The 21,511-nt window shown below is 68.5% G+C and carries 23 protein-coding genes; 12 read left to right on the top strand and 11 right to left on the bottom strand.

What is annotated here, in order from left to right; genetic code table 11:
- The 4 genes from CK944_RS07880 to CK944_RS07865 all read left to right on the top strand — a co-directional run bounded on the left by CK944_RS07880 (position 1) and on the right by CK944_RS07865 (position 2,819).
- The gene (locus CK944_RS07880; protein WP_103172514.1) at positions 1–474 is read left to right on the top strand and encodes an Lrp/AsnC family transcriptional regulator; all 474 of its coding nucleotides are present in this window, start codon (positions 1–3) and stop codon (positions 472–474) included.
- An 89-nt stretch (positions 475–563) separates the two neighbouring features.
- Entirely contained in the window at positions 564–1,169 is a 606-nt protein-coding gene (locus CK944_RS07875) for an alpha/beta hydrolase (protein ID WP_103172513.1), read from the top strand.
- Entirely contained in the window at positions 1,166–1,405 is a 240-nt protein-coding gene (locus CK944_RS07870; RefSeq protein ID WP_158247973.1) for a hypothetical protein, read from the top strand. Before CK944_RS07875 ends, CK944_RS07870 begins: the two co-directional genes overlap by 4 nt.
- A gap of 16 nt (positions 1,406–1,421) precedes the next feature.
- Positions 1,422–2,819 (top strand): FAD/NAD(P)-binding protein, encoded by a 1,398-nt coding sequence (locus CK944_RS07865; protein WP_239986003.1) that lies wholly within the window; start codon positions 1,422–1,424, stop codon positions 2,817–2,819.
- Here the strand turns inward: CK944_RS07865 and CK944_RS23610 are convergent.
- The gene (locus CK944_RS23610; protein ID WP_192877739.1) at positions 2,816–3,409 is read right to left on the bottom strand and encodes a TetR/AcrR family transcriptional regulator; all 594 of its coding nucleotides are present in this window, start codon (positions 3,407–3,409) and stop codon (positions 2,816–2,818) included. The genes CK944_RS07865 and CK944_RS23610 overlap by 4 nt on opposite strands.
- A gap of 110 nt (positions 3,410–3,519) precedes the next feature.
- On the opposite strand from CK944_RS23610, the gene CK944_RS07855 reads away from it, so the two are divergent.
- Genes CK944_RS07855 through CK944_RS07845 form a run of 3 tightly spaced genes read left to right on the top strand, consistent with a single transcriptional unit; the run spans position 3,520 to position 9,167 of the window.
- Positions 3,520–4,701 carry an efflux RND transporter periplasmic adaptor subunit gene (locus tag CK944_RS07855; RefSeq protein WP_103172511.1) on the top strand — a complete coding sequence of 394 codons (1,182 nt, stop codon included), beginning with the start codon at positions 3,520–3,522 and terminating at the stop codon, positions 4,699–4,701.
- Between the two features lie 6 nt (positions 4,702–4,707).
- On the top strand, positions 4,708–7,818 hold the full coding sequence (locus tag CK944_RS07850) for an efflux RND transporter permease subunit (protein ID WP_103172510.1): 3,111 nt from the start codon (positions 4,708–4,710) through the stop codon (positions 7,816–7,818).
- Positions 7,815–9,167 (top strand): efflux transporter outer membrane subunit, encoded by a 1,353-nt coding sequence (locus CK944_RS07845; RefSeq protein ID WP_239986002.1) that lies wholly within the window; start codon positions 7,815–7,817, stop codon positions 9,165–9,167. The genes CK944_RS07850 and CK944_RS07845 overlap by 4 nt, the downstream gene beginning before the upstream one ends.
- 76 nt (positions 9,168–9,243) lie before the next feature.
- Here CK944_RS07845 and CK944_RS07840 read toward each other — a convergent pair whose 3' ends face one another.
- Positions 9,244–9,933 (bottom strand): fumarylacetoacetate hydrolase family protein, encoded by a 690-nt coding sequence (locus CK944_RS07840; protein WP_103172509.1) that lies wholly within the window; start codon positions 9,931–9,933, stop codon positions 9,244–9,246.
- Positions 9,934–9,989: 56 nt separating this feature from the next.
- Positions 9,990–10,805, bottom strand: a complete 816-nt coding sequence (locus CK944_RS07835; RefSeq protein ID WP_103172508.1) for an MBL fold metallo-hydrolase — start codon at positions 10,803–10,805, stop codon at positions 9,990–9,992.
- Between the two features lie 138 nt (positions 10,806–10,943).
- Here CK944_RS07835 and CK944_RS07830 point away from each other — a divergent pair, with 138 nt between their 5' ends.
- Both CK944_RS07830 and CK944_RS07825 read left to right on the top strand, forming a co-directional pair.
- Complete coding sequence (locus CK944_RS07830) at positions 10,944–11,264, top strand: antibiotic biosynthesis monooxygenase (protein WP_103172507.1); 321 nt, start codon at positions 10,944–10,946, stop codon at positions 11,262–11,264.
- 22 nt (positions 11,265–11,286) lie between these two features.
- Positions 11,287–12,909, top strand: a complete 1,623-nt coding sequence (locus CK944_RS07825) for an acyl-CoA synthetase (protein WP_103172506.1) — start codon at positions 11,287–11,289, stop codon at positions 12,907–12,909.
- Here CK944_RS07825 and CK944_RS07820 read toward each other — a convergent pair.
- From CK944_RS07820 to CK944_RS07800, 5 genes are all read right to left on the bottom strand, one after another.
- On the bottom strand, positions 12,885–13,331 hold the full coding sequence (locus CK944_RS07820; RefSeq protein WP_103172505.1) for a DUF1284 domain-containing protein: 447 nt from the start codon (positions 13,329–13,331) through the stop codon (positions 12,885–12,887). The genes CK944_RS07825 and CK944_RS07820 overlap by 25 nt on opposite strands.
- Positions 13,328–13,891 (bottom strand): biotin transporter BioY, encoded by a 564-nt coding sequence (locus CK944_RS07815; RefSeq protein WP_103172504.1) that lies wholly within the window; start codon positions 13,889–13,891, stop codon positions 13,328–13,330. Before CK944_RS07815 ends, CK944_RS07820 begins: the two co-directional genes overlap by 4 nt.
- A gap of 88 nt (positions 13,892–13,979) precedes the next feature.
- Positions 13,980–14,603, bottom strand: coding sequence for a GntR family transcriptional regulator (locus CK944_RS07810; RefSeq protein ID WP_103172503.1), 624 nt, complete (start codon positions 14,601–14,603; stop codon positions 13,980–13,982).
- Positions 14,604–14,648: 45 nt separating this feature from the next.
- Entirely contained in the window at positions 14,649–15,194 is a 546-nt protein-coding gene (locus CK944_RS07805; RefSeq protein ID WP_103172502.1) for a DUF924 family protein, read from the bottom strand.
- Between the two features lie 3 nt (positions 15,195–15,197).
- A complete protein-coding gene (locus tag CK944_RS07800; protein WP_103172501.1) occupies positions 15,198–16,139 on the bottom strand; it encodes a pirin family protein in 942 nt (313 codons plus the stop codon).
- 165 nt (positions 16,140–16,304) lie between these two features.
- Between CK944_RS07800 and CK944_RS07795 the strand changes: the two genes are divergently transcribed.
- Positions 16,305–17,828 (top strand): VOC family protein, encoded by a 1,524-nt coding sequence (locus tag CK944_RS07795; RefSeq protein WP_103172500.1) that lies wholly within the window; start codon positions 16,305–16,307, stop codon positions 17,826–17,828.
- Positions 17,821–18,129 carry a GNAT family N-acetyltransferase gene (locus CK944_RS07790; RefSeq protein ID WP_103172499.1) on the top strand — a complete coding sequence of 103 codons (309 nt, stop codon included), beginning with the start codon at positions 17,821–17,823 and terminating at the stop codon, positions 18,127–18,129. The genes CK944_RS07795 and CK944_RS07790 overlap by 8 nt, the downstream gene beginning before the upstream one ends.
- A gap of 54 nt (positions 18,130–18,183) precedes the next feature.
- On the opposite strand, the gene CK944_RS07785 is transcribed toward CK944_RS07790, so the two are convergent.
- From CK944_RS07785 to CK944_RS07775, 3 genes are read right to left on the bottom strand one after another with little or no spacing between them, the layout of a single operon-like run.
- Positions 18,184–18,942, bottom strand: coding sequence for a VOC family protein (locus tag CK944_RS07785; RefSeq protein ID WP_103172498.1), 759 nt, complete (start codon positions 18,940–18,942; stop codon positions 18,184–18,186).
- The gene (locus CK944_RS07780) at positions 18,939–19,499 is read right to left on the bottom strand and encodes an NADPH-dependent FMN reductase (protein ID WP_103172497.1); all 561 of its coding nucleotides are present in this window, start codon (positions 19,497–19,499) and stop codon (positions 18,939–18,941) included. The genes CK944_RS07785 and CK944_RS07780 overlap by 4 nt, the downstream gene beginning before the upstream one ends.
- 21 nt (positions 19,500–19,520) lie before the next feature.
- Positions 19,521–20,462, bottom strand: a complete 942-nt coding sequence (locus CK944_RS07775) for a ring-cleaving dioxygenase (protein WP_103172496.1) — start codon at positions 20,460–20,462, stop codon at positions 19,521–19,523.
- 78 nt (positions 20,463–20,540) lie between these two features.
- Here CK944_RS07775 and CK944_RS07770 point away from each other — a divergent pair, with 78 nt between their 5' ends.
- The gene (locus CK944_RS07770) at positions 20,541–21,482 is read left to right on the top strand and encodes a LysR family transcriptional regulator (RefSeq protein ID WP_239986001.1); all 942 of its coding nucleotides are present in this window, start codon (positions 20,541–20,543) and stop codon (positions 21,480–21,482) included.
- Positions 21,483–21,511 lie beyond the last annotated feature (29 nt).

The following is a 21,511-nucleotide window of genomic DNA, read 5'->3' as shown; positions in this document are numbered from 1 at the left end:
ATGACCAGCCTGGACCTGATCGACCGCAAGATCGTCGCCGCCCTGATGCAAGACGCGACGCAACCCATCGCCCAGATCGCAGACCGTGTGGGACTGTCCCAGACTCCCTGCTGGAAGCGGATCCAGAAGCTGGAATCGACGGGCGTTCTGACCCGGCGCGTGGCCTTGGCGGATCCGGCCAAGCTGGGCTTCGGCCTGACGGTCTTCGTGGGGATCGAGGCCGCCGACCACGGTGCCGCCTGGCGCGATGCCTTTCTGGCCGTGGTCGAGAAGTTCCCCGAGGTCATGGAAGCCTATCGCATGGCCGGAGAGATGGATTACCTGCTGCAGGTCGCAGTGTCCGACATGGCGGCCTATGACGATTTCTATCGTCGCCTGACCGATGCCGTGCCGATCAAGAACCTGACCTCGCATTTCGCGATGGAGCGATTGCGCCATACCACCGCCTATCCCGTCAACACCCGCGACCGCTAGATCCTTGTTCTCTTTGGCGGGCGATCTTTGGGAACTAAATCACGACAAACTATGTAGGGTTATTGTGGATAGACGGAAGGAATCGCACCATGTCCAAGACCCTGATCGTTCCCGGCCTTGACGGATCGCCCAATCCACACTGGCAGGACTGGTGGGCGCGCACCGATCCCAATGCGATGATCGTCGATCTGCCCGACCCCCGCCGCCCCGTGCGCGAGGCCTGGGAGGCTGCCCTGGCGGTGATGATCCTGCGCCATCCCAACAGCATCCTGGTCGGGCATTCGCTGGGTTCGGTGCTGATCGCGCAGATGCTGGCCCGCTGGTCGGGGCTGCGGGTGCGCGGCGCCATGCTGGTCGCCCCCGCCGACCCGCTGGCAGGGACCGACGGCTGCCGGCGCATCCGTCGTTTCGGCCCCTTGCCCGACATGGCCCTGGACGTGCCGACGGTGCTGGTGGCCAGCCGCAACGACCCCTGGATGGCCTTCGACCGCAGCCGCGACCTGGCCGATGCCCTTGGCGCCGACCTGATCGACCTGGGCCATGCGGGCCATGTCAACGTGGCCTCCGGTTTCGGTCCCTGGCCCGGCGGAAAGGTGATCCGCGACCGCCTGCTGGACCAGACCGAACGCCCTTCGGTCCTGCGCCGGTGGCTTGGTCAGGCAGCCGCTGTCAGGCCGCGTCTGACGGGGGCGTGACGATGCCCGGCCGCAGCTTTCATCGCGGTGTCGGACCTGTTCCCGCCGAACCCCTGCCTGCCCAGCCTGTCCCCATCGTCGATTTCGGAGTTCCCGCGATGTTCGACATCCAGACCGAACTGCATCTGCGCCGCACGGGGCGCCCTCCACAGGGTGACGACAGCGGCACCATCCGGGCCATCCTGATCGTGGCGAACCTGGCGGCCCTGGCGCTGCTGGCCGCCGTGCTGATCTGACCCGAAGGGTGCCGCGATGATCCTGGATCCCATTCCGACTGCCCCCCTGGCACCGATGGCGGATGGCGCCGGTCCCCATGTCGTCATCATCGGCGGCGGCGCCAGCGGCGTCCTGATGGCGGCCCATCTGCTGCGCGACCCGCAGGGCCAGGCCCGTGTCACGATCATCGAGGGCCGGAACATGCTGGGCTGCGGGGTCGCCTATTCCACCAGCGATCCCGACCATCTGCTGAACACCCGCGCCAGCAGCATGAGCGCCTTTCCCGACCAGCCGGACCATTTCCGCGACTGGCTGGCCACCCAGGGGATCGCCGCGGGGCCGGACCAAGGCGACGGCTTCGTCAGCCGCTCCACCTATGGCGCCTATATGGCCAGCCTGACCCTGCCCTGGTCCCACGGCGACGGCCCGCGCCGGCTGCGCTGCCTGCGGGCGGTCTGCGTGGCCCTGGCCGAGGACGGCTGCGGCGTCGTCGCGCATCTGGCCGACGGGCGGGCGGTGCGGGCCGATCGGGCGGTCCTTGCCACCGGCCATGCGCTGCCCGAACCCGATCCCGACGGGCTGATGCAGGGATCCTGGGAACAGGGGCCGATGCCCGACCGCGACGACCGGGTGGTGATCGTGGGCTCGGGGCTGTCCATGGTGGACCAGGTTCTCAGCCTTCTGCGCTGCGGCCATCGGGGCGAGATCCTGGTGGTGTCGCGCCGCGCCCAGTTGCCGCGCGTCCATGCCGCGACCCGGCCCCTGTCCATCGGCATCGGCGATGTGCCGCTGGGCGCGCCGGTCAGCCGGCTGATGGCCTGGCTGCGCGGCCTTGTCCGGCAGGCCGAGGCCGGGGGCGGCACCTGGCGCGATGCCCTGGACGGGCTGCGTCCGCATATCACCCCGATCTGGCAGGCCTTGCCCCAAGCCGAACGCGCCCGCTTCCTGCGCCATGCCGCGTCCTGGTGGGAAATCCATCGCCATCGCCTGCCGCCCGAAAGCGCCGCCCCGATCCGGGCCGCCATCAGGACCGGGCGGATGCGGTTGCTGGCGGCCAGCTTCCTGGGGGTGGAACGGGACGGCGACGGGGCCTTGCGGGCGGTCATCCGCTGCCGGGGCGGACGGACGCAGCAGCGCGTCAAATGCGCCCATGTCATCGACTGCCGGGGCATCCGGCGCGATCCGGAACAGAATGCCAAGCCGGTCGTGGCCAGCCTTCTGGGCGCCGGCAAGGCGCGCATCGACCCGTTGCGGCTGGGCCTGGACATCGGCCCCGATGCGGCGGTCATCGACGCCCAGGGCAGGCCGTCGGACCGGATCTTCGCCATCGGACCAGTATCGCGCGCCGCCTTCTGGGAAATCACCGCGATCCCCGACATCCGCAACCAGGCCGCGGACCTGGCCCGCCGGATGGTCGCGCAGCCGGTGCCCTAGGCCTGTTCCAGAAAGCCGCGCAGGGTCTTCAGCTTGGCCGCGATGACATCGACGATGCTGCTTTCGGACATCGCGTCGTCATTGGCCCAGATGCGGAACGTGTCCGCCAGCGCATGAGAGATCGCCTGCGCCAGCAATTCGGCGTCCGGGCGCGCGTCCTCTCCCAGGCGGGTGACGGCCAGGTCGGCGATCTGGTCGCCCAGCCGCTTCAGCGACCCATAGAAGATCGGCAGCAGTTCCGGCGACTGGTCCAGAAGCCGGTTGATCAGCTGCGACATGCCCCGGTCCAGGTCGGCATGGCACAACAGATGCCGCAGCGCCTTCAGCAGATCGCCCAGCAGCGGGCCCGAGGATGCCCGGAACCAGGCCACGGTGTCGTCGTCGAAGCTGGGCGCCGTGCCGATGATCGCCGCGTCCTTGTTCAGGTAATAGTTGAAGAAGGTCCGCGGGCTGATCCCCGCCTCGGCCGCGATCTGCTCTGTCGTCACCGAATCATATCCCAGCCGCAGCGCCAGCGTCAGCGCGACGCGCTGAATGTCGCGCGATGTCTGGAGCCGCCTGCGGTCACGCAGCGTTGATCTTGGCGTCATGACGCACCCTCGGAATTCAGTTCAGGCAAATATTGCACAGTATGCATTATTGTGCAACAAGCCCCCTCAAGCATCGCCGTTCTGCCGGCCATCTCAATAGGAATCATCCGATGTCTCGTCTTCGCCCGGTGGTTGCCGCCGCATTTCTTGGTCTCTGGTTCTTGTCCCTGCCCGTCCTGGCGCAGCAGGAACAGATGCCCCCGCCGACGGTGGGCGTGGTCACGCTGCAGCCCCAATCGGTTCCGCGCATCCTGACCCTGCCGGGCCGGGCCGTGGCGGAATCCGAGGCCGCGATCCGCCCCCGCGTCACCGGCCTGGTGACGGAAATCCTTTACGAACCCGGCACCGCGCTCGAAATCGGCGCGCCGATGTTCCGCATCGACCCCACCACCTACGAGGCAAACCTGAAAAGCGCCCAGGCGCAGGTGACCTCGGCCCAGGCGGCGCTGACGCAGGCGCGCACCTCGTTCAGCCGGACGGAACGGCTGCTGGGTTCGGGCACGACCCAAGCCCAGGTGGACGAATCCCGCGCGGCCCTGGAACAGGCCGAGGCCGCGCTGCAATCGGCCGAGGCCGCGCTGACCCTGGCGCAATCCGAACTGGACTGGACCACCGTGACCAGCCCGATCGCGGGCATGGCCAGCGTCGCGGCGGTGTCGGTGGGCGATCTGGTGACGGCGGGGCAGGCCGATCCGCTGGCGACGGTCACGCAACTGGATCCCATCGACGTGGACATGTACGAACCCTCGGCCCGGATGCTGGCCCTGCGCGACGATATCGGCGACGGGCGGTTGCAACTGAACGAGACGCTGCAGGCCACGCTGACGCTGGAAACCGGCGAAACCTATGCCGCGACGGGCGAACTGGTCGCGCCGGGCTTCACCGTCTCGACCTCGACCGGGGCGGTAGACACGCGCTTTCGCTTCGACAACCCGCGCCGGCTGATCCTGCCCGGCATGTTCCTGCGCGGCCAGATCGACCTGGGCACGACCGAGGCCTTCCTGGTCACCCAGAATGCCGCCACCCGCAGCAAGATCGGCCAACTGACGGCATGGGTCGTGCGCGACGGCAAGGCCACGCAGGTGGATTTGACCGACGACGGCACCTGGCAGAACCACTGGATCGTGACGGACGGTCTTGAACCCGGCGATACGCTGATCGTGGACAATTTCGCGGCGCTTTCCGAAGGCGCAACCGTGACGACCGTTCCCGTCACGCTGGACGAAAACGGCGTGGTGCGCGAACAGCCTGCCCCCGAGGCTGCGGCTGAAACCGCCCCCGCTGCCGAGTAACCGCGCATGGCCCGTTTCTTCATCCACCGCCCCGTCTTCGCCTGGGTCCTGGCCTTCGTGACCATGCTGGTCGGCGGCCTTGGCCTGCAAACCCTTGCGATCGAGCAATATCCCCAGATCGCCCCCACCACCGTCCGCATCAGCGCGACCTATACCGGCGCATCCGCCGAGATCGTCGAAAACTCGGTCACCACCGTGATCGAGGACGCGATGACCGGGATCGACGGGCTGATCTACATGACCTCGAACTCGACGCCGGGGTCGGCGTCGATCTCGCTCACCTTCGACGATACGGTCGATGCCGACATCGCGCAGGTCCAGGTGCAGAACAAGCTGCAGCTTGTCACCAGCCAGCTTCCCAACATCGTTCAGCAGCAGGGCGTGAACGTGTCGCGCTCGACCTCGTCGATCCTGCTGGTGGGCGCGCTGACCAGCACGGATGGCAGCCATTCCACCGTGGAACTGGGCGATCTGGTGTCCCAGATGATCGAGGATCCGGTCAAGCGGACGCCGGGCGTGGGGTCCATCGACACTTTCGGGTCGGGCTATGCAATGCGCGTCTGGCTGGATCCGATGAAGATGGCGCAATACCAGGTCACGCCCGCCGACGTGACCGCCGCCGTGTCCGAACAGAACACCAACGTCACCGTGGGCGACCTGGGCGCCGAACCCAGTGCCGAGGGCCAGCGCCTGACCCTGACCCTGTCAGCCCAGTCTCAGTTCTCATCCGTCGAGGAATTCGAGCGGATCCTGCTGCGCGTGGACCCGGACGGATCGACGGTCTTTCTGGGCGACGTGGCCCGGATCGAGATCGGCCAGGAAAGCTATGGCGCATCGGCCCGCTATAACGGCAACCCGGCGGCGGGCTTCGGCGTGAACCTGGCGACCGGTGCCAATGCCGTGGAAACCGCCCATGCCGTGCGCGAGGTCATCGCCGGCATCGCGCCATCCCTGCCCCAAGGGGTCGAGGTGGTCTTTCCCTATGACACCGCGCCCTTTGTCGAAAAATCCATCCACCAGGTCTACAAGACCCTGGCCGAGGCCGTGGTGCTGGTCTTCCTTGTGATCCTGGCCTTCCTGCAAAGCTGGCGGGCGACCATCATCCCGGTGATCGCCATCCCGGTCGTGCTGCTGGGCACCTTCGGGGTGCTGGCGGCCGCGGGCTTTTCCATCAACACCCTGACCATGTTCGCCCTGGTCCTGGCCATCGGCCTACTGGTCGATGACGCCATCGTCGTCGTCGAAAACGTCGAGCGCGTGATGGAGGAGGAGGGCCTCGGCCCCGTCGAGGCGACCGAGAAGAGCATGGGGGAAATCACCTCGGCCCTGGTCGGCATCGTCATGGTGCTGTCGGCGGTGTTCCTGCCCATGGCCTTCATGGGCGGCGCCACGGGGGTGATCTATCGCCAGTTCTCGCTGACGATCATCACGGCCATGGTGCTGTCCCTGGGCGTGGCCGTGATCCTGACGCCCGCCATGTGCGCAAGCCTTCTGAAGCCCCGCAAGCATGGCGACGGGATCGCGCCCGCACGCTGGTTCAACCGCAACCTGGACCGCGCCACCAACGGCTATGGCAATGCCGTGGCCCGGCTGGTGCGCCGTCCGTTCCGCATGCTGATCGTGCTGGTGGCGATCGGCTTCGGCGCCGCCGCGCTTTACGGCAAGCTGCCCGGATCCTTCCTGCCGGACGAGGATCAGGGCGTTATGATGGTGATGATCGAGACGCCCGAGGGTTCCACCACCGCCCAGACCCAGGCGCTTGTCGAACGGGTCGAGGAATACCTGAGCGTGCAGGAAGCCGAGACGGTGGAATCGACCTTCTCGGTCCTGGGCTTCAGCTTCGGGGGGGCGGGCCAGAACCAGGCCCTGCTGTTCGCCAAGCTGCGCGACTACGAGGAACGGCCCGGCCTTGACGTGGCGTCCCTGGTCACGCGCGCCAATGGCTATTTCTTCATGAACAACCGCGCGGGCCAGGCCTATTTCCTGCAGCCGCCGGCCATTCCCGGCATGGGCGCGTCCTCGGGCTTCTCGATGTATCTCGTGGACCAGTCGGGCCGGGGACAAGAGGCGCTGACGGCCGCTGCCGACCAGCTTGTCGCGACGGCCCAGGAAGATGGCCGCGTCACCAACCTGCGCGGCAACGACGCGCCGTTCGAGACGTCCCTGCGCCTGGACATCGACCAGCAGAAGGCCGCGGCCTTCGGGCTGTCGATATCCGAGGTGAACGCGATGCTGTCAGTGATCTTCTCGGGGCGCGACGTGAACGACTTCGCCCTTGGCACCGAACTGCGCCCCGTGGTCGTCCAGGGCGAGGCCGAGGCCCGGTCCCAGCCGGAAGACATCGACCGCTGGTTCGCGCGCAACCGCGACGGCGACATGGTCAGCTTTGGCGCCTTCACCACCCGCGTCTGGGACCAGGAACCGCAGGCCCTTGCCCGCTACGGCGGCACCCGCGCGCTGGAACTGTCTGGTGCCGCGGCCCAGGGCCTGTCGTCCGGCGCGGCGATGGACGCCATGGAGGAGATGGTGGCCGACATGCCCGGCGGATACGGCACGGCCTGGACGGGCCTGTCATACCAGGAACGGCTGTCGGGCAACCAGGCGCCCCTGCTGTTCGCGCTGTCGGCCCTGGTCGTGTTCCTGGCCCTTGCCGCGCTTTACGAAAGCTGGACGGTGCCGCTGGCGGTGATGATGACCGTGCCGGTGGGGATCCTGGGTGCCCTGGCCGCCGCGCTGTTCTTCGATCAGACGAACGACGTCTATTTCAAGGTGGGCCTGCTGACGACCATCGGCCTGGCGGCCCGGAACGCCATCCTGATCGTGGAATTCGCGCAATCGCTGGTGGCCCAGGGCCGTCCGCTTCTGGAAGCCGCGACCGAGGCATCCAAGATGCGCCTGCGCCCGATCCTGATGACGACCTTTGCCTTCATGCTGGGCGTGCTGCCCCTGGCGATTGCCAGCGGCGCGGGGGCGGGGGCGCAGAACTCGATCGGGATCGGGGTTCTGGGCGGCATGGCGTCGTCTGCCGTGATCGGGATCTTCCTGGTGCCGGTCTTCTATGTGGCCGTGCTGAAGGCGGTCGAGCTTGTGACAAGAAGAAAGAGAAAACTCGCATGACGATTGGAATGCACCGCCGCGCGATGCTTGGGTCCGTTCTGGCGCTGGGCGCCTGCGCGGCGGTCGGCCCGGATCCGAACGCCCTGCCCACCCCCGCCGTCCCCGCCGGTTTCGACGAGGGCGAGGGGGCGGCCACGCCCCCGCAGGCGGCCTTCTGGTCGGGCTACAACGACGCCACCCTGAACCGCCTGATCGGGCAGGGCATGGGCCAAAGCTTCGACATCATGGCAGCCAACGAACGCATCCGCGCGGCCCAGGCCGATGTGCAGGCGGCCCAGCCCTGGGCGTCCCAGATCGGCGGCACGACCACGGCCGGGCGGGAACGCACGGGCGGCGACGGCATCGCCGCCGGCACCGCCAACACCGCCGCCCTGTCGGCCAGCTTCGTCTTCGACCTGTTCGGCGGCGCCCGCCGCGCCCGCGAAGGCGCGGCGGCGGGCCTGCAATCGGCCCAGGCCCAGGCGCAGACCGTCCGCCTGGCCTGGCTGGCCGAGGTGATCGCGGCCTATGCCGACGCGCGTTTCTTCCAGCAGGCCCTGGCCCTGACCCGCGAGACGATCCGCACGCGCGAAGGCACGCTGGATGTAACGCGCAACAGCCAGTCGGTGGGCATCGCCACCGAATATGACGTGGCTCAGACCGAGGCGCTGCTGCAAACGGCCCGCGCCGATCTGCCGAATTACGAGGCGCAGTTCAACGCCCAGGTTTATCGCCTGTCCACGCTGCTGAACCTGCAGGCCGCGCCGCTGATGGGACAGATGCGCGGCGGATCGGCCCAGTTGCGCACGCCGCCGGGGCCGGGCACCGGGGTTCCCGCCGACCTGCTGCGCTCGCGCCCCGACATCCGCGTGGCCCAGGCCGATTACGCGGCCGCGCTTGCCGCGGTGGGGGTGGCCACGGCCGACCTGCTGCCCGCGATTTCACTGACGGGCACGGTCACGGACCGAGGCGGGGCGAATGCCTGGGGCTTTGGGCCGGGCCTGTCGCTGCCGGTCCTGAACCAGGGCGCGTTGCAGGCCACCCGGTCCCGCCGCCTGTCCGAAGCCCGCCAAGCCGAGATCGCCTGGAAATCCGCCATCGCCGCGGCGGTCGAGGATGTGCAGACCGCCCAGTCGAACCTGCGCCGCTTCCGCCAGCGGGCCGCGACCCTGGAAGGGGCTGCGGCGTCATACGACCGCGCCTATGCGCTGGCCCGCCAGAATTTCGAGGAAGGCGCCCTGGCACTGGTCGATCTGCTGGAGGCTGACCGGTCCCGCGCAGGCGCCCGCTTGGCTGCCGCACAGGCCCGCAATGCCGCGGCAAAGGAATGGGCGACCTTGCAGATCGCCACGGGGGCAGGATCGCGGTAAGGCATGGTGCGTGTGAACACGCACCCTACGCCACGCATATCCGCAAGGTGCGTGCTTGCACGCACCTTGCGCCCCATCAGACGATCCGCGTGACCAGCGGCGTCAGCCCCTCGATCTCGACCGTCGCGACCTGCCCGCGTGTGACCGCGCCAACCCCTGCTGGGGTTCCCGTGAAGATCAGGTCGCCTGGTTCCAGCCGCACCGATTGCGACAGATGGGCGATGACATCGGCCACCGGCCAGATCATCTGCGACAGATCCGATTCCTGCCGAATTACGCCATCGACCGACAGCGCGATCCGTCCGTCGTTCAGCGGGCCGGTCTGGCCGACCGGATGCAGCAGCCCGCAGGCTGCCGACAGATCGAAGCCCTTGGCCAGATCCCAGGGCCGCCCCGCCTTCTTCGCCGCCGCCTGCAAATCGCGCCGGGTGAAGTCGTTGCCGGTGGCATAGCCCCAGATCAGCCCCTGCGCGTCGGCGGGCGCGATGTCCGTGCCGCCCGCGCCAAGGGCCACGACCAGTTCGGCCTCGAAATGCAGATCCCCGGTCTGCGGCGGGTAGGGCAGGTCGGCATCCCCCGCCAGCAGCGTGTCGGCGGGCTTGGAAAAGAAGAAAGGCGGTTCGCGGTCCGGGTCGTGCCCCATCTCTCGCGCGTGGTCGGCATAGTTGCGCGCCACGCAATAGATGCGGCGGACGGCAAAGCGGCGGCTGTCCCCTGCCAGGGGCAGGGACGGGATGGCGGCGGGCGGGATGACGAAATCGGACATGGAGGACAGGGCCTTCGCTGGTTCGGGGGGCAGAGTGTTGCGCCGCCCCGTCCCCGTCAAGGCCAGCTTCGCCCCGAGGATGCCGGTTCCAGCACCACCACCGTCGGCCGGTCCGGCAGCCCGCGCAAGGACGCCAGGTATTCGCTGCCCCCCGGCCGCTGGATGTCGAACTGGCCCGACATGCCGGTCAGGAAGGTTTCCAGCCGGGCGGGGCCGAACCAGTGCATCGGGATCACCACCGAACTGTTCAGCCGGCTGACCACCCGCATCATCGCCGCCTGTTCCATCGTATAGCTGCCGTCCACGGGGACCAGCAGCACGTCCACCCGGCCCAGGCGGGCGTAATCCTCATCTGTGGGTTCGTGATGCAGGTGGCCCAGATGCGCGATGCAGAGGCCGCCCGCCTCGAAGACAAAGATGGAATTGCCGCTTTCCTCGACCGTGCCAAAGGACCGGATATCGGTCGGGACGTTGCGGATCAGCGCGTCGTCCAGCGTCAGGTAATGATCGGCCGCCACGCCGAACTGGTCCGACCAACCGCGCAGCACATGGGGGATCCCGTCCACCTGGTCGGTCCAATGGCTGGAATGGGCGCGGTTCATCGTCACCACGTCCGGGACCGGCGCGTCGGGATGCAGGTTGCCGTTGAAGTCGGTCACGATATCCAGGCCCCCCGGCGTCTGGATCAGGAACATCGCATGGCCCAGGAAGGACAGCCTGACCGACCGTTCCGGCACCGGGTCGGACCAGGCGGCCTGCTGGATGCGTTCGGGTCCGCCGGCGATGGCGATGCAATGGCTGGGCCTGCGTTCCTGTCCCTGCGCGGCCAGCGGCAGAACGGCGATCACGGCGGCGGCAAGGGCAAGGCGCATGGTCGTCCCCCGGAAAGATCGCGGGAAGCGTAACCCGGAACGCCTCGAACCCCCGTCACAAGCGCGTGACAGGGGGCGGGCCGGGGCTTATCCATGGCGGCAGGATCGGCAGGATCGCCGGCAAAGAGGAGTTTCGCCATGTTCATCGCCATGAACCGTTTCACCGTCCCCGTCGAGAACGCCGCCGAGTTCGAGGCCCTGTGGCTGTCCCGCGACAGCAAGCTGGACAGCCTGCCGGGCTTTGTCGAATTCCACATGCTGAAGGGCCCCGAGGAGAATGGGCGGCGGCTTTATGCCTCGCACACGGTCTGGGAGTCCGAGGATCATTTCATCGGCTGGACCCGCAGCCAGCAGTTCCGCGATGCCCATGCGCGGGCGGGCGAGACGAAGAAGCTTTACGAAGGCGGTCCCCGCTTCGAAGGCTTCACCGCGATCCAGCATATCGGCCGGGCCGGCTGATCGCAAAAAAGGGGAGGGGGACATGACCAACACCATCTACGACCAGGGCCTTGACGCCTGCGCGGCCAACTTCGCGCAATTGACGCCCTTGGATTTCCTGGCCCGCACGGCGGCGATCCATCCCGACCGGCTTGCCCTGGTCCACGGCCCGGTCCGCCGGACCTGGGTCCAGACCCAGGACCGGTGCCGCCGCCTGGCAAGCGCGCTGTCGGCGCGCGGGATCGGGCGGGGCGACACGGTGGCGGTGATCGCCCCCAACATCCCCGAGCTTTACGAGGCCCATTTCGGCATTCCCATGCTGGGCGCGGTGCTGAACGCGATCAACACCCGGTTGGACGCGGACACCGTGCGCTTCATCCTGCAGCATGGAGAGGCCAAGGCCCTGCTGGTGGACAGCGAATTCGCGCCCCTTGCGCGAGAGGCGCTGAAGGGATGCGACATGGGATTGGTCGTGGACATCCTGGACCCCACGATCACCCATGGCGATCCCATAGGCCACCTGGATTACGAGGCCCTGCTGGACGAAGGCGATCCCGCATTCGATTGGCAGCCGCCCGCCGACGAATGGGACGCGATCGCGCTGAACTATACCTCGGGGACGACCGGCAATCCCAAGGGCGTGGTCTATCACCACCGGGGGGCGGCGCTGAACGCGATCTCGCAACTGCAGGACTGGGGGATGCCCGCGCATTCGGTCTATCTGTGGACGCTGCCGATGTTTCACTGCAACGGCTGGTGCTTTCCCTGGGCGATGGCCGCTAACGCGGGAACCTCGGTCTGCCTGCGCGCGGTGCGGGCCGAGCCGATCTTCGACCTGATCGCGGGCGAAGGCGTCACGCATTTCTGCGGCGCGCCCATCGTGCTGAACATGCTGGCCCAGAACGCGCATCTGAAACGCTTCGACCACCCGGTGAAGGTGATGACCGCCGGCGCCTCGCCCCCTGCCGCCGTGATCCAGGCGATGGAAGACATGGGCGTCGAGGTCACCCATGTCTATGGCCTGACCGAGGTCTATGGCCCCTCGGTCGTCTGCGTCTGGAAGCCGGAATGGAACGAGCTGCCGCCGGATCGAAGGGCGCGGCTGAAGGCGCGGCAGGGGGTGCGCAACGCGGCGCTTGGCGGGCTGATGGTGGCCGATCCCCAGACGCTGGCCCCCGTCCCCCATGACGGGCAGACGCTGGGCGAGATCTTCATGCGCGGCAACAACGTGATGCGCGGATACCTCAAGAACCCCGAGGCCACCGCCAAGGCCTTTCGCGGCGGCTGGTTTGCCACGGGCGACCTGGGCGTGATGCATCCCGACGGCTATGTCGAGATCAAGGACCGCAGCAAGGACATCATCATCTCGGGCGGCGAAAACATCTCGTCGGTGGAGATCGAGGACGTGCTGTATCGCCACCCGGCGGTGAACGAGGCCGCGGTGGTTGCCCGCCCCGATGCGAAATGGGGCGAAACCCCCTGCGCCTTCGTGGACCTGCGGCCGGGCAAGGACGCGTCCGAGGCCGATATCATCGCCTTCTGCCGCGACCACATGGCCCATTACAAGGCGCCGAAGACCGTGGTGTTCGGACCGCTGCCCAAGACCTCGACCGGGAAGATCCAGAAATTCGTGCTGCGCGATCAGGCCCGCAGCCTGTCGGGCTGAGAAACGGGCAGCACCGTCCCGGCAAAGCCGTCATCGGCGATGTCGCGGCACAGGCCGGACCATTCGCAGCCCGCGCAGGCACCCCGGATCGCCCCGCCCGCGAAGGCGCGGCGCATCCGGGCCAGGGTCGCGGGGTCCAGCACCAGCCGCTGCCCCGCCGCCAGTGGACGACCCAGAAGCGCGGCCAGATCGCGGGCAGCCCGCGCGTCGCGGCGCGCCACGCTGCCGCCCCGGCAATGGCAGGCGGGATCGTCCAGCATCGGCGCGCAGACATCGTCGGGGCCTTCGACCATCGCCACCGCCTCGCCCGCCGCGATGCGGGTGGCGATAACGGTGAACCCCGCCGTGAAGGCGGGGCTGTAGCCCTTGCCCGCCCAAGTCAGCAGGCAAAGCAGGTGATGCGCGCGAAGGCGGATCGTCATGCGCGGCGCGGGCGGCCCAACTGGCGCAGCGCCAGCGCGCCCACGGCGGATTTCAGCACCGCGCCGACCAGGAATGGCAGCACGCCATGGGTGATCGCCGCGTCCCAGCCGATGCCGCGCGACAGCCAGGCCGCGCCCATGGCCAGGCAGATCAGGTTGCCCACCAGCATCGACAGGAAGGCCAGGCCCGCCCGGTCGCCGTTCCAGCCGCGTTCCGCCAGCCAGCCGATCTGCGCGGCCATCACTGCGAAGGCCGCCAGATAGCCGCCGGTCGGTCCCGCGAAATGCGCAAGGCCCCCTGCGCCGCCCGCCAGCACCGGCAGACCCAAAGCCGCCTGTCCCAGCCAGGCCAGCACCGTCAGCGTTCCCAGCCGCCAGCCGTAAAGCGCGCCGATCATCGCCACGGTGAAGGTCTGCATGGTCACCGGCACCGGCACCATCGGCACCTCGATCCGCGAGGAGACAGCCAGCAGGACCGTGCCGAAGGCGACCGCCAGCAGGCGGAGGGGCAGGGACAGGCTGTGCGGGTTCACGGGGCTGAAGGCTGGAATTGGCGTCATTGATCGTCCCTATCCTGAATTATAGATAATTATGGATTCGTCGTGCGAGGATAGTCCACGGATTATCTATCGGATCAAGAGGGATCGTTCAGCGCCGCGTCCGGGGCCGTTGGCCGCTGAACTGGACATGCCGCGCCAGCACGGCGCAGGCGCGGTCCAGATCGCCCGACCGCAGCGCGTGCAGGATCGCGCGGTGGTCACGGTCGGTCGGCGCCTCCCATTCCGCGCGCCAGCCGGAAAACAGGAAGCGGGCGCTTGCGGTGTGCAGATCGGCGATGGATTTCAGCAGGCGCGGCATCCCGCAGGGGTCCAGGATCAGGCGGTGGAACTGGCGGTTTGCCTCCTCCCAGGTTTCCACATCGGCCGCACGGTCGCCCGCCCGCGTCGCTTCCTCGGCCCGGTCCAGGATCGCGGGGGTCAGGTGGGGCGCGGCATGGCGCAGGGCCAGCACCTCCAGCGCGGCGCGCATCTCGGCCACCTCGCGCACCTCGGCCAGGGAAAAGCCCGCAACGCGAAAGCCGCGGCGGGGTTCGCTGACGGCAAGGCCGCGGCTTTCCAGGTGGCGAAACGCCTCGCGCACGGGGACATGGCTGGCGCCGAATTCGGCGGCGATGTGGTCCTGTCGCAGCCGTTCGCCGGGGGCGATCCGGCCGGAAACGATGCGCGCGGCAAGTTCGCGGCTGATGCGATGGGCAAGGGGTTCGTTCGGCATGGATTGTAGATAATCCAGTCGCCCGGCACCGTCCAGCCGCCGCGATCAGAAGCCGCCGTGGGTTTTCAGGAACTCCTCCTCGTCCGGGGTATTGGGCCGGTCCAGAGCCGCGTTGCGATGCGGAAAGCGGCCGAACTGCTGGACGATGTCGCGATGCGCGATCGCGAAGCGCAGGCTGTTGTCGTCGCCCAGGGCCTCGTAAAGCTCGACCGAGCGGGTCTGGTCGGGCAGATCCTCGCTGTGCATGAAGGGCAGATAGAAGAACTGCCGCCGCTTGGGATCGACCTGCCGGTCATGGCCCGCGTCAACCGAGGCGCGGGCATGTTCCAGGGCGATGTCGTTCGATTCGAAGGCCCGGCCGCTGCCCCGGAAGATGTTGCGCGGGAACTGGTCCAGCACGATCACCAGGGCAAGCGCGCCTTCGGCCGTGGCGGCCCAGTCGTCCAGCTCGCGCCGGTGCGCGGCCTCGTAGGTGGCGGCGAAGTCGTCGCGGATGCGGGCATCCACATCGTCGGACTTGGCGAACCACATCGGTTCCATCTGCGGCGAGAACCAGAAGTCCAGCACGTCCTGGGCGGTCTTGATCGTCATGGTTCAGGTCCTTTCGGGCAGGGGGATGTGTTCGGCGCGGTCCGTGGGCGGCAGGTCAAAGAGGCCCGCGCCCCAACGTTCCGCCCGCCATTGGCGTTTCGCCTCCTCGATGCGCTCTCGCGAGGAGGCCACGAAGTTCCACCAGATATGGCGCGACCCGTTCAGCGTCTCGCCCCCCAGGGCCATCAGCCGCGCGCCCCGGTCGCCCGCCTGCACGGTGATCGCGTCGCCGGGGCGGAAGACCATCATCTGCCCGGCCTCGAAGTCCTGGCCGGCGATGCGGATGGAGCCTTCGGTGACATAGATGCCGCGATCCTCGTGATCGGCGGGCAGGGGAAAGCGGGCGCGGGGGTCCAGCGTCACGTCCAGGTAGAAGGTGTCCGAATACATCGTCGCGGGCGCGGTTTCGCCATAGGCGCGGCCCAGGATCAGCCGCGCCGTTATTCCCGCGTCGCGGATCACGGGCAGCGCATCCTTGCCGTGATGTTCGAAGGCCGGGGCCATGTCCTCGTGGCTGTCGGGCAGGGCGATCCAGGTCTGGATGCCCAGAAGGCTGCTTGGCCCCTGGCGCGCGGCCTCGGGGCTGCGTTCGGAATGGGTCACGCCGCGCCCCGCGATCATCCAGTTCAGCGCGCCGGGTGTGATGATCTGGTCGGCCCCGGTGCTGTCGCGATGCTGGAAGCTGCCGCGATAGAGATAGGTGACGGTGCCCAGCCCGATATGGGGATGGGGGCGCACGTCGATGCCCTGGTTCGTCAGGAACTCGGCAGGTCCCATCTGGTCGAAGAAGATGAACGGCCCGACCATCTGGCGCTTGGGCGCGGGCAGGGCGCGGCGCACCTCGAACCCGCCCAGGTCGCGGGCGCGGGGGATGATCAGCGTCTCGATGGCGTCCGGTCCGATCTCGTCGGGGCAGCCGGGGGTCAGGGCGGGATTCCAGCTCATGTCGGTTCCTCCTGTGTCAGGCATCAGGATAGGTGCGCTGCGGCAGAACGGGAAGCGGAAAGCCGTTCGCCGGACGCGAACACCGGATTGGCCCCGCCCCGACTGGCGCGGGCCCTGCCGGAACCGCATCTTCGGCGCGAATGTTTCTTGCGGCAAAGGTGCGCGATGACCAGCGGTATCCATCATGTGACGGCGATCACCCGCGACGTTCAGGCGAATGTCGATTTCTGGATGGGCTTTCTGGGCCTTTCGCTGGTCAAGCAGACGGCAGGCTTCGAGGATGCCGAGCAGTTGCACCTGTTCTATGGTGACCCGCAGGGCAGGCCCGGCAGCCTTGTCAGCTTCCTGGTCTGGCAGGACGGCGCGCCGGGACGGGTGGGCCATGGCCGCGTGGCGGAAATCGCCCTGGCCATTCCGCGCGCGCGGATCGGCGACTGGCTGACCCGGGCCATGCAGCGCGGATTGCGGGTCGAGGGGCCGGTGCGCGAATGGGGCGAACCCGTTCTGCGGCTGAGGGATCCCGACGGCATCATCGTCAAGCTGGTGGGCACCGAGGCGCCCGACGCGGACTGGCCCGCCGCCCCCGCCCGGATCCGCGCGGTGACGATCTGGTCGGCCCTGCCCGAACAGACGGCCGCCTTTCTTGGTCCATTCGGCTATCGCCAGCACGGGGCCGAGGGCGGGCTGACGCGGCTGGTGTCCGAAACCGATGCCATCGGCATCCGTGACGCCTCGGGCTTCGTTCCGGGCATTCCGGGCACCGGCGTCATCGACCATGTGGCGCTGCGGGTGCCCGATCTGGCGGCATTGCAGGGCCATCACGATGCCTTGAAGGCCCGCAATGCCAGCGGTGTGACGGTCCACGACCGCCTTTATTTCACCTCGCTTTACGTCCGCGAACCGGGCGATACGCTGATCGAACTGGCGACCGACGGGCCGGGCATGGCGGTGGACGAAGCCGCCGATGCCTTGGGCCGGGTCTTGATGTTTCCGCCCCATGCCGGAAACATTGACGACCTGCGCCTGCGCCTGCCGCAATTCGCCCGTCCGGGCGAGGAAAGGACCGTGATGAGAGAGCTTCCCTTCGTTCACCGCCTGCGCCAGCCCGACCAGGCCGACGGATCGGCCATGCTGCTGCTGCACGGCACCGGCGGGTCCGAGACCGACCTGATGCCGCTGGCCCATCGCATTGCGCCCCATGCCACGCTGCTGGGCGTGCGGGGCCGCTCGACCGAGGAAGGCGTGGCACGGTATTTCCGCCGCACCGCGATGACCAGCTTCGACCAGGACGACATCCGGGCCGAGGCCGAGGCCTTCGCGGCCTTCTGGACCGGCGCCCTGGCGGCCTACGGCCTGGATCCGGCGCGAATCACGGTGATGGGATACAGCAACGGCGCGAATTTCGCGGCTGCGGTGATGGGCCTGCATCCCGGCCTGATCCGCCGCGCGATCCTGATGCGTCCGATGGCCGTGCTGGACGACCTGCCCCAGGTGGAGCTGACCGGCCTTTCGGTGCTGACGCTGACCGGGGCGCGCGATCCTTACGGTGTTCATGCGCCGCGCCTGAACGACTGGCTGGCGGCCCGGGGCGCGACGCTGGACGCCCGCGTCGTGCAGGCGGGCCATGATGTCGTGGCCGACGACCTGGCGGCCGCGACCGACTGGATGAAAGGGGAAACCGATGCCTGACCTGACCATCACCCGCGAGGATACCGATGCCCGCCACGGCCGCTATGTCGCCCGGATCGCGGGCATCGAGGCCGAGGCCGAACTGACCTTCACCCGGCGCGGCAAGGGCCAGGTCAGCGCCGACCATACCGGCGCCCCCGAGGCCCTGCGCGGCACTGGCGCAGCCGCGGCCCTGGTGGAGGCCATGGTGGCGGATGCGCGCAAGGAAGGATTCCGCATCATCCCGGCCTGTTCCTATGTCGCGGACCGGCTGGCGAAGAACCCCGATTGGGCGGACGCCTTCGCGGTCGAACGCCCGTAGGGTGCGTGCTTGCACGCACCTTGGTAGGCGGCTTGGTGCGTGCAGGCACGCACCCTACAGGAACCGGAACGGCGTTCCCCACGGGTCGGTGATGGTCTGGCTTGCCCGGCCAAGGTCCCGGATCACGACCTCGGCCAGGCCCGTCATTCCTTTGTCGCGCATCCCTGCCCCGCGGCTGTTCCAGGTGTTCCCGGCAAGGTGGTGGTGATAGCCGTTCCAGCCATACCAGGCCCCGCCGGGGGCGTCGAAGGTCCGCGTCAGGCCCAGGTCGCCCGCCAGGAAGGCATCGGCCTGGTCCAGGTCGCCCACCTGCAGATGCACATGGCCCACGCTGCTGCCTTGGGGCGCGCCCTGCCACGGGGTGTCGGCCAGGGCCAGCAGGTCGTTCAGGTCCAGGCGGTGGGTGAACATCTCGATCCGGTCGCCGCTGCGCTGCCACTGGTCGGGCGAACGGTCCCAATAGATTTCGATGCCGTTGCCCTCGGGGTCGTCCAGATACAGCGCTTCGCTTACGCCGTGGTCGCTGGCTCCCGACAGGCGCGTGCCGTTTTCGGCGGCATGGCGCAGCCAGCGGGCCAGATAGGCGCGGTCGGGCAACAGGAAGGCGGTGTGGAACAGCCCCGCCTCGCGCGGGTCGCGCGGGCGTGCGGCGCCGTCGCGGCGCAGTTCCAGCAGGGTGCTATCCCCGGCGCCAAGCCGCGCGGTCTCGCCGTCGCCGCCCAACTGGGCCAGGCCAAGGGCGTCGCGGTAGAATGCCGTCATGCCGGGCAGGTCGCGCACCGTCAGCGCGACATGGTCGATGTCAGGTGTCATGATGCGGTCCTTTCCGGTGTCAGGCTGCCCACGAAGCCTGCGATGAATTCGGCAAGCTGCTGGCGGGTCTTGTCGTCGGTCAGGTTGCCCTGGGCGTCGAACAGCCCGCCCGCGCGCGACACCATCAGCCGCCCGTCCCACCAGGGCCGGGTCTTCAGCGTCCGCAGCACAGGCCACCAATGGGTCTGTGCCTGCGTGGTCCCGAAGCCGCCGGGGGACGCGCCCATGACCGCGACCGGCTTGCCCGCAAAAAGCCGCAAGCCTTCGCCCCGCGACATCCAGTCGATGGCGTTCTTGAAGACGCCGGGAATGCCGTTGTTGTATTCCGGTGTCACCAGCAGCAACCCGTCGGCCTGCGCAAGCTGGCTGTTCAGCGCGGCGACGGCAGGGGGCGTGCCGTTCGCGGCCTCGTCGTCGCCATCATAAAGCGGCACGCCCGAGATGTCGCCGATCACGATCCGCGTCCCCTCGGGCGCCACGTCGCGGGCCGCCCGCAGCAAGCCGCTGTTCAGCGAGGCGCGGCGCAGGCTGCCCGACAGGCCAAGGATGGTGGTCATGCGCGTCGTCCTTTCATGCGGTCAGTCCAGCGGCTTCAGCCCGGCCTCGATGGCGGCGCGCCTGCCTTCCAGGAAGGGCGGCAGGGACAGGCCCTGGCCCATCGTCTCGCGCGGTTCGTCCACGTCGAAGCCGGGGCCGTCGGTCGCCAGTTCGAACAGGTTTCCGCCCGGTTCGCGGAAATAAAGCGAACGGAAGTAATACCGTTCCACCTCGCCGGAATTCGGCACGCGGAAGCCCCGGACCCGGTCGGCCCATGCGGTCAGCGCGTCCGTGTCCGGAACCCGGAAGGCGACATGGTGGACGCCGCCCGCGCCCTGGCTTGCGATGGGCAGGCCCGGCTGGACCGCGACATGCAGTTCAGCCGCCGCCCCGCCATCGCCCATCTGGAAGACATGGACCTGTCCCTGCCCGTCAGGGCTGGGATAGTCGCGCACAAGCGTCATGTTCATCACCTGGGTCAGCACCGCCTGGGTCGGGCCCAGGTCAGGGACGGATATGGTGATCGGACCCAAGCCCTGGATCTGGTGCGAAGCCGGGACGGGGCTTTGGTCCCAGGGCTGGCCTGCGGGTTCGGGGGCGGCCACAAGGCGCAGCCGCTGGCCTTCGGGATCTTCGACATCCAGGCTGGCGCGGCCGTCCAGCATTGTGACCTTGCCGGTGGTCACGCCCTTGTCCGACAGGCGCGCGGCCCACCAGTCCAGGCTGTCTTCCGCGACCCGCAGCCCGGTGCGGCTGATCGAATGGGTGCCGCGCCTTTCGCGTGGGGCGGGCCAGTCGAAGAAGGTGATGTCCGTGCCCGGCGTGCCCGCGCCATCGGCGAAGAACAGGTGATAGGCCGAGGTGTCGTCCTGGTTCACCGTTTTCTTCACCCGGCGCAGGCCCAGGGTGTCGGTATAGAAACGGTTGTTACCCGCCGCGTCGGCGGTGATGGCGGTCAGGTGGTGGATGCCGGTCAGTTGCATGATGCGGTTTCCTGTCTTTGCTTGATGCCAATATGGCGCAGCAGGGGCGTTCGTGGCAGCCGTCTTGCAGGGAATGCGGTGTTCGGTTCTTGCGAACGGGGGGCGGCGCGCTATGCTGCCCGGATGGACTGGTCGATCAGCGACATTCGGACCTTTCTGGCGGTCCTGGACGCGGGCAGCATATCCGCCGCCGCCGCGCGGGCCGATCTGTCGAAATCCGTGGTCAGCAAGCGGATCAGCGACTTCGAGGCGGCCCTGGGCGTGGCCCTGTTCACGCGCCATGCGGGTCGCATCGCCCCCACCGACAACGCCCTGGCCCTGGCCGATCGCGTGCGGCCCGCCCTAGCCGAACTGGTCGCTGCGACCGAAAGCCTGGGCGGGCAGGCCGATCTGCGCGGGCGGCTGGCCATCGCGGCCCCGATGAGCTTTGGCATCCGTCACCTTGGCCCGGTGATCGCGGGCTTCGCCCGCGCCCATCCGGGGCTGGAGGTGGTGCTGGATTACGACGACCAGTTGACCGACCTGGGCCGGGCGGGCTTCGACGTGGGGTTGCGGATCGGGCAGATGCGCGACAGCAGCCTGATGGCCCGCCGGGTTTGCGCCGATCCGCGCGCCCTTGTGGCAAGCCCCGACTATCTGGCGGTGCATGGTGACATAGACGGCCCGGCCGACCTGTCGCGCTACAGCGCCATCGGCTATCTGAACGCGCGGTTGGGCGATCTCTGGCCCTTTGCGGGCGTGGCGCAGCCGCCCCTGGGCCGCATCACCGCTAACAACGGAGAGGCGATGCGCGACATGGCCATCGGCGGGCTGGGGCTGGCGTTGTTGCCGATGTTCATCGTCCATGACGCGCTGCGCGACGGGCGTCTGGTGCGGCTGCTGCCCGACCTGCCGCAGGACCCGTTGCCCGTCAGCCTGGTCTGGCCGCCGGTCCGGCCGATGCCGCGCAAGACCCGCGCCTTCATCGACCATGTCGCCGCCGCCTTCGCCGGAGAGCCGCCCTGGCTGGCGGGGTTGTAGGCAAGGCCGGGGCGCTGCCCCGGACCCCG

The organism is Paracoccus sp. SY, assembly GCF_002901215.1.
GTDB classification, from domain to species: domain Bacteria; phylum Pseudomonadota; class Alphaproteobacteria; order Rhodobacterales; family Rhodobacteraceae; genus Paracoccus; species Paracoccus acridae.
Note: the sequence above shows the minus strand (reverse complement) of the source record. Positions and strands in the feature narration are given on the sequence as shown.

Excerpts from the sequence above, each read along its gene's own strand:
- CK944_RS07880 (WP_103172514.1), top strand. The coding sequence starts at position 1 with ATGACCAGCCTGGACCTGATCGACCGCAAGATCGTCGCCGCCCTGATG.
- CK944_RS07875 (WP_103172513.1), top strand. The coding sequence starts at position 564 with ATGTCCAAGACCCTGATCGTTCCCGGCCTTGACGGATCGCCCAATCCA.
- CK944_RS07865 (WP_239986003.1), top strand. The coding sequence starts at position 1,422 with ATGATCCTGGATCCCATTCCGACTGCCCCCCTGGCACCGATGGCGGAT.
- CK944_RS23610 (WP_192877739.1), bottom strand. The coding sequence starts at position 3,409 with ATGACGCCAAGATCAACGCTGCGTGACCGCAGGCGGCTCCAGACATCG.
- CK944_RS07855 (WP_103172511.1), top strand. The coding sequence starts at position 3,520 with ATGTCTCGTCTTCGCCCGGTGGTTGCCGCCGCATTTCTTGGTCTCTGG.
- CK944_RS07850 (WP_103172510.1), top strand. The coding sequence starts at position 4,708 with ATGGCCCGTTTCTTCATCCACCGCCCCGTCTTCGCCTGGGTCCTGGCC.
- CK944_RS07845 (WP_239986002.1), top strand. The coding sequence starts at position 7,815 with ATGACGATTGGAATGCACCGCCGCGCGATGCTTGGGTCCGTTCTGGCG.
- CK944_RS07840 (WP_103172509.1), bottom strand. The coding sequence starts at position 9,933 with ATGTCCGATTTCGTCATCCCGCCCGCCGCCATCCCGTCCCTGCCCCTG.
- CK944_RS07835 (WP_103172508.1), bottom strand. The coding sequence starts at position 10,805 with ATGCGCCTTGCCCTTGCCGCCGCCGTGATCGCCGTTCTGCCGCTGGCC.
- CK944_RS07830 (WP_103172507.1), top strand. The coding sequence starts at position 10,944 with ATGTTCATCGCCATGAACCGTTTCACCGTCCCCGTCGAGAACGCCGCC.
- CK944_RS07825 (WP_103172506.1), top strand. The coding sequence starts at position 11,287 with ATGACCAACACCATCTACGACCAGGGCCTTGACGCCTGCGCGGCCAAC.
- CK944_RS07820 (WP_103172505.1), bottom strand. The coding sequence starts at position 13,331 with ATGACGATCCGCCTTCGCGCGCATCACCTGCTTTGCCTGCTGACTTGG.
- CK944_RS07815 (WP_103172504.1), bottom strand. The coding sequence starts at position 13,891 with ATGACGCCAATTCCAGCCTTCAGCCCCGTGAACCCGCACAGCCTGTCC.
- CK944_RS07810 (WP_103172503.1), bottom strand. The coding sequence starts at position 14,603 with ATGCCGAACGAACCCCTTGCCCATCGCATCAGCCGCGAACTTGCCGCG.
- CK944_RS07805 (WP_103172502.1), bottom strand. The coding sequence starts at position 15,194 with ATGACGATCAAGACCGCCCAGGACGTGCTGGACTTCTGGTTCTCGCCG.
- CK944_RS07800 (WP_103172501.1), bottom strand. The coding sequence starts at position 16,139 with ATGAGCTGGAATCCCGCCCTGACCCCCGGCTGCCCCGACGAGATCGGA.
- CK944_RS07795 (WP_103172500.1), top strand. The coding sequence starts at position 16,305 with ATGACCAGCGGTATCCATCATGTGACGGCGATCACCCGCGACGTTCAG.
- CK944_RS07790 (WP_103172499.1), top strand. The coding sequence starts at position 17,821 with ATGCCTGACCTGACCATCACCCGCGAGGATACCGATGCCCGCCACGGC.
- CK944_RS07785 (WP_103172498.1), bottom strand. The coding sequence starts at position 18,942 with ATGACACCTGACATCGACCATGTCGCGCTGACGGTGCGCGACCTGCCC.
- CK944_RS07780 (WP_103172497.1), bottom strand. The coding sequence starts at position 19,499 with ATGACCACCATCCTTGGCCTGTCGGGCAGCCTGCGCCGCGCCTCGCTG.
- CK944_RS07775 (WP_103172496.1), bottom strand. The coding sequence starts at position 20,462 with ATGCAACTGACCGGCATCCACCACCTGACCGCCATCACCGCCGACGCG.